Source organism: Sphingomonas epibiotica, from assembly GCF_039615155.1.
In the GTDB taxonomy this organism is placed as follows: Bacteria; Pseudomonadota; Alphaproteobacteria; order Sphingomonadales; family Sphingomonadaceae; genus Sphingomonas.
Genome location: NZ_JBDGHY010000004.1, coordinates 46,124 through 57,190 on the forward strand (window position 1 = coordinate 46,124; position 11,067 = coordinate 57,190).

At 65.9% G+C, this 11,067-nt stretch carries 14 protein-coding genes; 6 read left to right on the forward strand and 8 right to left on the reverse strand.

Annotation, left to right across the window (positions count from 1 at the left end):
- Window positions 1–4 precede the first annotated feature (4 nt).
- Window positions 5–433: a hypothetical protein gene (locus tag AAIO73_RS09055; RefSeq protein ID WP_345877476.1), complete on the forward strand. Its 429-nt coding sequence runs from the start codon at window positions 5–7 to the stop codon at window positions 431–433.
- Window positions 434–442: 9 nt separating this feature from the next.
- Window positions 443–1,261: a ferredoxin--NADP reductase gene (locus AAIO73_RS09060; RefSeq protein WP_345877477.1), complete on the forward strand. Its 819-nt coding sequence runs from the start codon at window positions 443–445 to the stop codon at window positions 1,259–1,261.
- Window positions 1,262–1,453: 192 nt separating this feature from the next.
- Here the strand turns inward: AAIO73_RS09060 and AAIO73_RS09065 are convergent, their stop codons facing one another.
- From AAIO73_RS09065 to AAIO73_RS09090, 6 genes are all read right to left on the reverse strand, one after another.
- On the reverse strand, window positions 1,454–3,586 hold the full coding sequence (locus AAIO73_RS09065) for a TonB-dependent siderophore receptor (RefSeq protein WP_345877479.1): 2,133 nt from the start codon (window positions 3,584–3,586) through the stop codon (window positions 1,454–1,456).
- An 80-nt stretch (window positions 3,587–3,666) separates the two neighbouring features.
- Window positions 3,667–4,086 carry a GNAT family acetyltransferase gene (locus AAIO73_RS09070; RefSeq protein ID WP_345877480.1) on the reverse strand — a complete coding sequence of 140 codons (420 nt, stop codon included), beginning with the start codon at window positions 4,084–4,086 and terminating at the stop codon, window positions 3,667–3,669.
- Entirely contained in the window at window positions 4,083–4,967 is an 885-nt protein-coding gene (locus AAIO73_RS09075; RefSeq protein WP_345877481.1) for a hypothetical protein, read from the reverse strand. The genes AAIO73_RS09070 and AAIO73_RS09075 overlap by 4 nt, the downstream gene beginning before the upstream one ends.
- A gap of 61 nt (window positions 4,968–5,028) precedes the next feature.
- Window positions 5,029–5,640, reverse strand: coding sequence for a hypothetical protein (locus tag AAIO73_RS09080; protein WP_345877483.1), 612 nt, complete (start codon window positions 5,638–5,640; stop codon window positions 5,029–5,031).
- Window positions 5,641–5,713: 73 nt separating this feature from the next.
- Window positions 5,714–6,025 (reverse strand): hypothetical protein, encoded by a 312-nt coding sequence (locus tag AAIO73_RS09085; protein WP_345877484.1) that lies wholly within the window; start codon window positions 6,023–6,025, stop codon window positions 5,714–5,716.
- A gap of 112 nt (window positions 6,026–6,137) precedes the next feature.
- Entirely contained in the window at window positions 6,138–6,878 is a 741-nt protein-coding gene (locus AAIO73_RS09090) for a Bax inhibitor-1/YccA family protein (RefSeq protein ID WP_242116770.1), read from the reverse strand.
- Between the two features lie 116 nt (window positions 6,879–6,994).
- Between AAIO73_RS09090 and thpR the strand changes: the two genes are divergently transcribed.
- The 4 genes from thpR (at window position 6,995) to AAIO73_RS09110 (ending at window position 9,741) form a co-directional block, all read left to right on the forward strand.
- Window positions 6,995–7,546: an RNA 2',3'-cyclic phosphodiesterase gene (gene thpR, locus AAIO73_RS09095; protein ID WP_345877485.1), complete on the forward strand. Its 552-nt coding sequence runs from the start codon at window positions 6,995–6,997 to the stop codon at window positions 7,544–7,546.
- Window positions 7,547–7,656: 110 nt separating this feature from the next.
- Window positions 7,657–7,989 carry a glycine zipper 2TM domain-containing protein gene (locus AAIO73_RS09100; protein ID WP_345877486.1) on the forward strand — a complete coding sequence of 111 codons (333 nt, stop codon included), beginning with the start codon at window positions 7,657–7,659 and terminating at the stop codon, window positions 7,987–7,989.
- A gap of 77 nt (window positions 7,990–8,066) precedes the next feature.
- Window positions 8,067–8,492, forward strand: coding sequence for an OsmC family protein (locus AAIO73_RS09105; RefSeq protein WP_345877488.1), 426 nt, complete (start codon window positions 8,067–8,069; stop codon window positions 8,490–8,492).
- Window positions 8,493–8,571: 79 nt separating this feature from the next.
- Window positions 8,572–9,741, forward strand: coding sequence for a glycosyltransferase (locus tag AAIO73_RS09110; protein WP_345877489.1), 1,170 nt, complete (start codon window positions 8,572–8,574; stop codon window positions 9,739–9,741).
- Here the strand turns inward: AAIO73_RS09110 and AAIO73_RS09115 are convergent.
- On the reverse strand, window positions 9,729–10,100 hold the full coding sequence (locus tag AAIO73_RS09115) for an MTH938/NDUFAF3 family protein (RefSeq protein ID WP_345877490.1): 372 nt from the start codon (window positions 10,098–10,100) through the stop codon (window positions 9,729–9,731). The genes AAIO73_RS09110 and AAIO73_RS09115 overlap by 13 nt on opposite strands.
- Window positions 10,097–11,059, reverse strand: coding sequence for a protein translocase subunit SecF (gene secF, locus AAIO73_RS09120; protein ID WP_345877492.1), 963 nt, complete (start codon window positions 11,057–11,059; stop codon window positions 10,097–10,099). Before secF ends, AAIO73_RS09115 begins: the two co-directional genes overlap by 4 nt.
- Window positions 11,060–11,067 lie beyond the last annotated feature (8 nt).

Here is an 11,067-nt window from a genome sequence, read left to right on the forward strand (position 1 = left end):
CTCTATGTACGACCTGATCGACCGGCCGATATCGATATTATCGCGCGGCGACCGTTTCCTGGTGGATGCGATCCGGCTGTGGGTGGCGGCGCGCTCCGCGTGCCAGAACCCGTCGGCGTTGCTGGCGGCGCGCTTCGCCCAGGCAGGCGCGCTCGACGCATTGTGCGATTTCGATGCGTGTATGACGCAATTGTCGGAACATGCCCGGGTGCCGATCCAGATCAATTGTAAATGCGGGCTTGTGACCGATGATGAATCGGTTCTCTTGACCTTGGCGCGCGATCTCGTAACGGGTCGCGATGCGAAGGCACGCACCACGCTTTCGCTGCTGGTCGCCGACGGGGCGATCGCACCAACCTTTTGCGCGCTGGCCCGGACGGCGGCGATGCTCGGCCAGATCGGGCTGCCACCGGGGACCAGCGTCAGGACGTAAGGATTATCGATGACCGACCGCACCGCCGTCGTCCACGGCCTCGAACCCACCAACGCGCTCAGCGTCGAGCGCGTGCGTTCGGTGCGTCACTGGAACGAACATCTCTTCAGCTTCACCATCACCCGCCCGCCGAGCTTCCGCTTTCGCTCGGGCGAATTCGTGATGATCGGCCTGCCCGGCGACAACGGCAAGCCGCTGTTGCGCGCCTATTCGATCGCCAGCCCGGCCTATGCCGAGGAACTGGAGTTCCTGTCGATCAAGGTGCAGGACGGGCCGCTGACCAGCAAGCTGCAACAGATTGTTCCCGGCGACGAAGTCTATCTGGGCAAGAAGCCGACCGGCACGCTGGTCACCGACGCGCTGAAGCCCGGCGAGCGGCTGTTCATGCTGTCGACCGGCACCGGCCTCGCGCCGTTCCTGTCGCTGATCCGCGATCCGGACGTGTATGAGATGTATTCGTCGATCGTCGTAGTCCATTCGGTACGCCGCGTGTCCGACCTCGCCTTCCGCACCACGCTGGAGGCGAACCTTGCCGGCGATCCGCTGGTCGAGGATCAGGCGGCGCAGCAATTCACCTATGTGCCGACGGTGACGCGCGAGGAATTTCACACCACCGGCCGCATCGACGCGCTGGTCGAGAACGGCACGCTGTTCTCGGCACGCATCGGCGGCGCCCAAGCCTTCGACCCGGCGACTGACCGCATCATGCTGTGCGGGTCGACCGAGATGATCCGCGATTTCTCGGAATATCTCGAAGGACTGGGCTTCGAGGAAGGGTCGAACGCCAAGCCCGGCGATTATGTGATCGAGCGGGCGTTCGTGGGGTAATCAGCAAGTTGCCCTCTCACCCCGTTCGTCCTGAGTAGCCGTTGAGCTTGTCGAAACGGCGTATCGAAGGGCTGCCAGGGGTGCTTCGATACGAGTCTTCGACTACGCTCAGCCCGTACTCAGCATGAACAGTTCGTAGTTGGGAAAGCCACCGGTGAAAGAAGGGGGCGGCACCACCGCCCCCTTTTCGCGTCAGTAGCGGACCCGCACCGTGCCGAGCACCGTACGCGGCGCGATGAAATAGCCCTGATCGAAGTTGATCGCGCTCAATGCCTTCGCATCGTTGACGTTGCGGACATTTACGCCCAGCGACAGCCGCGGCGTCAGTTCGTAGCGCGCCATCAGGTCGACCGTCGCATAGCCGTCCTGCGTGATCCGCACCGGCTGTCCGGTGGTCGCGGTGACGCCGGGTTCGAGATACATGCGGCTCTGATACTGGCCCGACGCGCCGACCTTCAACGCCGGCAGCGTCGTCGGCGACCAGACGATGTTCAGCCGCGCGGTATTGCGCGGTACGAAGGTGCGGACCGCCGCGTCCCCCTCCCCGCGGATGCGCATGGTCGTGAAGCCACCGGTCGCCTGCAGCCCCGGCGCGACCTGTCCGCTGACCTCCAGTTCGATCCCCTGCGACTTGGCATCGACCCCGCGATACAGCGTCTGGCCGATCGTCGCATCGAAACCGGCGGCTTCGGCGGTGTTGTTCTGCCGCGCCTGGAACACGGCGATACTGGCGTTCAGGCGGCCATCATACCATTCGCCCTTCAGCCCCGCCTCCAGATTGTCGCCCTCGATCGGGTCGAGCAGGCGGCGGTTCGCATCGACCTGATCCTGCGGATTGAAGATCGTCGCAAAGCTCGCATAGGCGCTGATATTGCCGGTCAAATCATAGGTCGCGCCGACGAACGGCAGGAAGCGGGCGCGGTCGTAATCGGTCGGCGCACCATAGGACACGCCTTCGCTGAACGCTCGGGTGGCATTGCCGCCGACCATGACCTTCAGCGCATCCGTCGGGTTCAGGCGGACAAGGCCGTAGACCGTCTCGCGCCGGACATGGGTGTCGAGGCTGCGCGAAAATGCCGGGAAGTTCGGTTCGGGGAACGATCCGTCGAAGCCGCTGAACAACGGCAGCGAAATGCCGATCGTCGACACGTCATAGGCAGAATCCTGCGTATAGCGTTGCGCCGAGCGGTTGACGCCGAACATCACGTCGTGCGCGCGGCCGAACAGCGACACGGTACCACCGATATTGGCGTCGATCGTCAGATTGCGCGCGAACGAGCGGAACGCGCCGGGATAGCTGACGATGCCGAGGCCGGTCGCCCGGTCGGGCGCGCCGTTGCCGCCATCGGCATAGTTGTTGCCATAGACGTAGAACAGCTTGTCGTCTTCGTCGATCGCGCGGCGCTGCACGGTCAGCTTCGCGGTCCAGTTGCCGAAGCGGTGGGTCACGTCGCCGAAGATCTGGCGGTCGGTGACGTCGAAGCTCGACCAGTCGGGAGAACTGTTGGTCGAGCGTGCATAGTCGATGCGGCTGCCGTCGCTATAGTAGAGCGGCAGCGCGCCCCACATCGCCGCGCGGCTCTTGTGGTTCTGATGGCCATAGCCGGCACTGACGACGGTATCGGGGCCAAGGTCCGCCTCGACGATGCCATAGCCGGTCCAGCGCGTCAGGCCGTAGCGGTCGAGATAGCTGTCGGTGTTCAGATAGGAACCGACCGCGCGGGCGCGGACCGATCCGCTGCTGGTCAATGGGACGCTGACATCGCCGTCGAGACGGAGATTGTCGAACGAATCATATTGGGCGCTTGCCGATGCGGCGAGGTCGCGGGTCGGACGCTTGCGGATGAAGTTGATGACCGCCGACGGATTGCCGGTCGACGACAACAGCCCCGGCGCGCCGCGCACCACCTCGATCCGGTCGTACATCGCGGTATCGATCGACCCGTTCTGGATACCGAACGGGAATGGCAGGCCGACGCCGTCGATCTGGAAGGTCTGAATGTCGAAGCCGCGCGCGGAATAATAGAAGCGGTCGGTTTCCTGCGCCTGCACGTTCACGCCGGGCACGGTCGCCAGCAGCTGGTTGATGTCGTTGAGCTGGAAATCCTCGATCTGCGCGCGGGTCACGACGCTGATCGATTGCGGGGTTTCGCGCTGGCTGAGCGGGAGGCGCGTCGCGGTAGTCTGCGCCTTGACCGCATAGTCGTCGCTGCCCTCGGTCCGCGTGCCGGTGACAATAATATTGTCGCCACGCTGCGGATCCTCGGTCGGCGGTACCTCCGGGACGGCGGTGGCGGCGGCGAGGAGGATAGCGAAGGCGGACATGCGAAACGATTCCCTGACTGTTTCGCGCCGGGTACGCCGCCGTTACTGCTTTTGCAAGTGACTATCAGTAGCCTAGCATGTCATGGTACGGCGTTGGTCAGGAAGCGACCGAGCACGACGACATCCTGCCGCGTCAGCCCGATCGCGGCATAGAAGCCGAGCGCGGCAGCATTGTCGCTGCGGACCATCAACTGCACCTTGGGCGCGCCGGCATCGCGTAGCCAGTCCTCGGCAGCAGCGAACAATGCGCGCCCGATCCCCTGCCCCTGCAGATCGGGCGTGACCGCGAGATAATAGATCCAGCCGCGATGTCCGTCATGGCCGACCATGACGCTGCCGATCACGTCGCCATCGTCACGGGCCAGCAGCACGGTCGAGGTCGCGCCCGTCGATGCTCTTGCGAAATCGGCATGCGGGTCGTTCCACGGCCGGGTCAGCTCGCTACGCTGCCACAGCGCGACCACCGCCGCCGCATCGTCGGGCGTTGCCGGCGCGATCACCGGGCGATGCAGGTGCTGCCCGCCCACAGCGCGGTGACATTGTCCTTCGCGTCATAGATGCCGGACAGGCCGCCGCTGCTAAATTCGCGGCCTAGGCTGGTTTCCTCGACCGGCGCGTCGATCGAGGATTCGACGGTGGCGCGCTTGGCACCGATGCCGACCCCGCTCATCGTCGTGAGGCCACGACCGCGCGCCGACCAGCCGACGAAGCGCCCCTCCTGGACATAGACCGCGATCTTCGGATAGGTCGCGATATCGAGCGGGCCTTCGCCGCAATCCTTGTTTTGCGAACGTTCGGGCAGCGTCTGGGTCGCCGCTTCGACGACGCGCAGCACGATCTCGCTCGGGCTGCCGAAGGCGATCGACCGGCTGCTCGCGCCGGCGACGGTCTGGAGGCCATCGGGGGCGAGGTTCAGTGCGATCGCGTTGCGCGCCGCCGCCTCGGCACCGGCCGGCGCATCGCAACGGACGCGGCGGACCGGCCCGGCATCCCCGTTCATGTCAAGCGTCCCGCCCTCGCCCAGCGCAAGGCGATAGCGGCGCTGTTCGGTGATGCCGCCACGGTCGCCGACAACATCGACGTCGATCGCCCCGGCATCGGCGACAGTGATGCCGCGCACCGGCAGGTCGCGCTCGCCGACCCGCAGCGCGTTGGCCGTAACGATGAGCCGGTTCGCACCGGCCGGATCGGCGGCACAGGCGGCGCCGTCGCTGTCCCAGCTGCCCACGAAGCGCGTCGGGATCGCCGCCATCGTCTCGGGCGTGGGCGACGGGAAGGGCAGGATCGGATCGTCCTGCGACAGGTTGACCGACGCAGCGGGTTCGTCGGCCTGCCCGCATCCGGCCACCAATGCCAGCACTCCGATCGTCCACCGCCGCATCCACCGACTCCCGTTACCCGACAGTGCAGGACTGCCGGATTTCCCCCGAACGCGAAAGAGGTCAGTGCGGCAGCGGCGCCGCTCCGACCGCGACCACCGGAGCGCCGAGCGACGCGAAATAGGCCTTGGCCGGCAATTCGATCACCCTGATTCGGCCGGCATTGGCGCGTTCGAGCGACTGGGTGAAGGAGCGCGGCTTCTTCATTAGCTTCCGGTCCTCGACCACCGTCAGCCCCGATCGCCGCGCGGCCTCCGCAACGAAATGGACGCAGTTTCGGCGGTTGAGATTATAGTGCGAATCGCCCGCCTCGCCCCATTCGTCGATCAGCGATCGGACCGCGGCATATTGCGCATCGGTCAGCACGACCGAGAAATGGGCGTTGCTGCGGTCGATATAGGATGGCTTGGGCCGGTCGATCCGCCCGCCGACCGATCCGGTCAGCAAGGCGGGGGTGATCGCCTTTGCCGTGAAGCCATAGCTGCCGTCGACCGCCGGACCGCCGGCATCGGGGGTGCCCGAAAAGCTGAAAAAGGCGTGCGGGAAATTCTGTCCGAACTCCTGTGACCAGAAGGTGATCGTCACCGCCGCCTGTGCCGGCACCACCGCCTGCACCGCCAGCAGCAGCGCCGCAAGGACCCGCAGCACGGGCCGGAACCACCGATCGGTCGTCATGCCCCCTCCATAGCGAACGCGGCGCGCCGGCACCAGCCGACACGCCGCGTCCTTTCCGATCGATACCGTACGATCAGTCGGCGGTGCCGTCCCTCGCCAGCTTCGCTTCCTGCTCGGGATCATAGCCCGACGACGGCGCCGGGCCGTTATTGTGGACCGGCTGGGTCGAGGCGGGCGGGTCCGATGCATCCATCGATTCGTCGAGCCCGCGGTCGAGCCGCGCGTCGCTGTCGCCCGGATCGCTTTCCATCCGGCCGGCGATGCTGTGGTCGCCACCCGCATCGCCACGTCCCGGCGGGGTGTGCGCTTCGCTTTCATTGCCGTCCGGTGCGACCGACAGCGACGATAGCGCCTTTTCGTCGATTCCGGTGGTGTCGTTGGTCATGTCCCTCACTCCTTCACGCGCAAAAACGAAAGGATCGCGAAGGACGTTCCCCGGATATGAAAAGGCCCGACGGTTTCCTGCCGGGCCCTTCATGCCGTTGGCCGTGCAGCGATCAGTCGCGGTTGCCGAGGAACGACAGCAGGAACTGGAACATGTTCACGAAGTCGAGGTACAGCGACAGCGCACCCATGATGACTGCCTTGCCCGCAAAATCGGTACCCGCGACCTGGTAATACAGACCCTTGATCCGCTGCGTATCATAGGCCGTCAGGCCCGCAAACAGCAGCACGCCGATCGCGCTGATGACCATGCTCATCATGCCCGACTGGAAGAACAGGTTGAGCAGCGACGCCACGATCAGACCGACCAGACCCATGATCAGGAAGGTACCAAAACCGGTCAGGTCACGCTTCGTCGTATAGCCGTAGAGGCTGAGCGACAGGAACGCGGCCGTGGTCGCGAAGAAGGTCAGCGCGATCGACGATCCGGTGTAGCGCAGGAAGATCGTCGACATCGACAGACCCATGATCGCTGCGAACGCCCAGAACAGCCCCTGCGCCGCACCGGTCGACAGACGGTTGATGCCGAAGCTCAACACCATCACGAAGATTAGCGGCGAGAAGATGATCGCGTATTTCAGGATGCCCGGCTGATAGAAGACGGCCGCCGCCGGGGAGGTGTCGCCACCCCACGAAAACAACAGCGCGACGATGCCGGTCAACAGCACGCCGGAGGCCATGTAGTTGTACACCGAAAGCATGTAGGACCGCAGCCCTTCGTCGCGCGCCATGTCGCGGTCGCGCGTACGGGTAATCGGTGCGGCCGTCGTCCGGGGATCGGACCAGTTCGCCATTGTAAACTCCTCTTCCCGGCACTCATGCCGGATGATGGAAATATCGTCCGCCGCATCGGCGATTTCAAGCCAAACGCGGGGAGCAACATTTTGTTACGCTGCCGGGAGAATCCGCCATGCACCGTCTGTTTATCGCCCTTCGCCCACCCGTCGCGATGCGCGAGGCGCTGTTCGACGTGCAGGACGGCGTCGAGGGTGCACGGTGGCAGGATGACGAGCAACTGCACCTGACCCTGCGCTATGTCGGCGAGGTCGAACGGCCGGTAGCCGAGGATATTGCCGTGGTTCTGCAGGGGGTTCGCGCACCAGCGTTCGACCTCGCGCTATCGGGCGTCGGACAGTTCGATGCCGGCCGCCGTGGCCGCGCGCTCTGGGCCGGGGTGACGCCGCACGATGCGGTGGCGGCACTGCATCGCAAGGTCGATCATGCGCTGGTCCGGATCGGCCTCCCGCCCGAGGGACGCGCGTTCCTGCCGCACATCACCTTGGCAAGGCTGAACAAATCAAGCGGACCGACCGAAATGTTTTTGGCTGCCCATGCGGGACTTACCTCGTCGCCGATACGATTCGATCACTTCATTCTGTACGAGAGCCATGTCGGCCATGCCGGCGCATGGTACGAATCGGTGGCCCGCTATCCGTTCGATCCGCCGCCGGCAAGCACCTGACGCAACGTCCCGTCCGGGGACAGGTGCAAGCTGTCGTTTCGTTCATGAAACCGTCAGGCGGAGGGTGCGTTAAACCGGCCAGCAACGACATGGACGAAAGGAAATCCCCCATGCGCAATATCATGCTGGCGCTGGCCGCCGCATCGCTGATGGCCCCGGTCGGGGCGACCTGGACCAAGCACGGCATTTCGGTCGGCAAGAGCGAGGCGGAAGCGCAGCGTCGCTACAAATATCGCGAATGGCGCGGGCGTGATGGCCGTCGCTATTGCCGCAAGCCCAATGGCACGACCGGGCTGGTCGTCGGCGGCGTCGCCGGCGCGCTGGTCGGCCGCACGGTCGATACGCGGGGCGACCGTACGCTCGGCACGCTGCTCGGCGGCGCCGCCGGTGCGCTCGCCGGTCGCGAGATCGAACGCAGCGGACAGCGCGGCCGCTGCCGTTGAACCTTCGCGGGAGTGACGAATTCTGAAGGGCGGGTCCGGCAACGGGCCCGCCCTTTCTCCATCGCAAAGGTTTCCGCATGATCCGCAGTGCATCCGCTCGCTACGAAGGTCTCGGCAAGGACGGCAAAGGCCATGTCTCGACCCAGTCCGGCGTGCTCGACAATCAGCAATATGGCTTCAACACCCGGTTCGAGGACGGCAAGGGCACCAATCCCGAGGAACTGATCGCGGCCGCCCATGCCAGCTGCTTCACCATGGCGCTCAGCTTCGCCCTGGCCGGCGCCGGCTATAGTGACGGCACGCTGGAAACCACCGCGAAGGTCAGCCTCGACAAGGATGGCGACGGGTTCAAGGTGACGAAGTCGGCGCTGACGCTGACCGCCAACGTCCCCGGCATCGATGAGGCGAAGTTCGAGGAAATCGCCGCCGGTGCGAAGGCCGGCTGCCCGATTTCGAAGCTGCTGAATGCCGAGATCACGCTGGACCACACGTTGAACGCCTGATGCGGATCGGGCCGGGGCATGCCGCCCCGGCCCGTTTTCGCCGCAAAGCCTTCACCATTATCGGCTATCACGCCGTCCCATGCTCCGCGTCCTGACCCTTGCCACGCTGTTCCCCGACACCACCCGGCCGAATTTCGGGGTGTTCGTCGAACGGCAGACGCTGGGTCTGGCGGCGCTGGACGACGTGGCGGTACGCGTCGTCGCCCCGATCGGGCTGCCGCCCTTTCCGCTGTCACTCCATCCAAGCTATCGTCCGCTGGCGCGCCTGCCGCTCCACGAAGACTGGAAGGGTCTGAGCGTCGGTCGCCCGCACTTCGTCAACCTGCCCGCCACGCACGGCCGGTTTCATGCCGGCGCGCTGGTACGCTGCCTGACGCCGCATCTGGATGCCTTGCGCAAAACATTCCGGTTCGACGTCATCGACGCCGAATTCTTCTTCCCCGACGGGCCGGCGGCGGTGGCGCTGGGGCGGCGCTATGGCGTTCCGGTGTCGATCAAGGCGCGCGGGGCGGATATCCATCATTGGGGCCATGCGCCCGCGACCGCTGCACAGGTGCGTGTGGCGGGCCGCGACGCCGACGGCCTGCTGGCGGTGTCGCAGTCGATGGCCGCCGATATCGCCGCTGCCGGGATTGACCGCCCGGTCCGGGTGCACCGCACCGGTATCGACCGCAGCCGGTTCGGCACCGTCGACCGGACCGACGCGAAGGCACGGTTGGGCGTGGCAGGTCCGCTGGTCATGTCACTCGGCGCGCTGATCGCGCGGAAGGGACACCGCATCGTGCTGGAAGCGGTCGCCGCCCTGCCCGGCGTGACGTTATGGATCGTCGGCGGCGGACCGGATCAGGCGGCGCTGGCGGGGCGGATCGCGGAGCTGGGGGTTGGCGACCGGATCAGGCTATGCGGGGCGCTGCCGCATGACAGCCTGCCCGATGTGCTGGCGGCAGCGGACGTGATGGCGCTGGCATCGTCGTCGGAGGGGCTGGCCAATGCATGGGTCGAGGCATTGGCGAGCGGGACGCCGATCGTCATTCCCGACGCCGGGGCCGCGCGCGAAGTCGTAACCTGCCCCGCCGCCGGCCGGATCGTCGCGCGCGACGCGGCGGCGTTCGCGCAGGGGATTGCGGCAGTGCTGTCGCAGCCAAGCGATCCGGCCGCGACGCGGGCGACGGTCGATGCCTATAGCTGGGAACGCAATGCGCTGGAGCTACGCGACCACCTGACCGCGCTGGTCGCTCAGAAGGGGTAGAAGGCGGCGACGATCCGTCGCCCTTCGTCGCGTAGCACGCCCCAGGCGCGTGCCGCCGCGCGGCTGTCCATCGCCTCGATTCCCAGCCCCCGCGCATCGAGCGCACGGACCAGCGCGCGCGGCGGCTGGCGCAGCGTCGCCCCGGTGCCGAGCAACAGGAACTCCGGGGCCGGGTCGATGCCCAGCACCGCTGCCAGCGCATCGGCATCGAGCGCCTCGAAGGCGGGCGGTTCCCACACGTCGGCGCGCTGCGGCGTCATCAGCAGCGCCGGATAGATGCCGTCATCGACCCGGAACCCGCCGGCCGTCATGCCCGATACGAGCGGGCCGTCGCCCCGGCGGGTCCGGTCGAGCTTCACCGCGCGCCCTTTTGCGGGACCGGCTCCTTGACCGTCCCTTCACCCACCGGCGCACCGGGCTTCAGCCCCAGCGTGATGAGCAGCGACGACGACACATAGATCGACGAATAGGTACCGACGATCACGCCGAGGATCATCGCCGCAGTGAAGCCGCGCAGCACATGGCCGCCGAACACGATCAGCGCGGTCAGCGCCAGCAGGATGGTCAGCGAGGTCATGACGGTGCGCGGCAGCGTTTCGTTGACCGACAGATCGATCAGCTCACGCATCTCCATCTTGCGGTACTTGCGCATGTTTTCGCGGATACGGTCGTCGATCACCATCTTGTCGTTGATCGAATAGCCGATGATGGTCAGCACCGCCGCGACGATGGTCAGGTCGAATGCGAACTGTTCACGAAACAGCGCGAAGAAGCCGAGCGTCATCAGCACGTCGTGGATGATCGCGACCGCGGTCGACACGCCGAATTGCCATTCGTAGCGGAACCACGAGAAGATCGCGATGCCGACGATCGCCAGCAACACCGCGAGCACGCCGTTGGTCACCAGCTCTTCGGACACCTTACCCGACACGGTCGAATAATTGCTGAAGGTCGCGCCGGGAAACTCGTTGGCCAGCGCGGTCTTGACGCGCTCGACCAGCCGATCCGTGGCGCCGGCATCGCCCTCGGGCACCGGCAGACGGATCGACACCAGAGTCGGGTCGCCAAACTGCTGGATCGCGGGTTCGCCCACACCCAGCCGTTCGATCGTCGCGCGGACGCGGTCGATCGCCGGCGGGGTAGCGAACTTCTCTTCGATCGCGACGCCGCCCATGAAGTCGACGCCGAAATTGAGGCCACGGACGAACACCAGCCCGACCGCCAGGATGCTGAGGATCAGCGTGACGGTGAACGCGACCTTTCGCAGCGCGACGAAGCGGATATTGGTGTTGTCGGGGACCAGCTTGATGAGACGCATGACGGCCG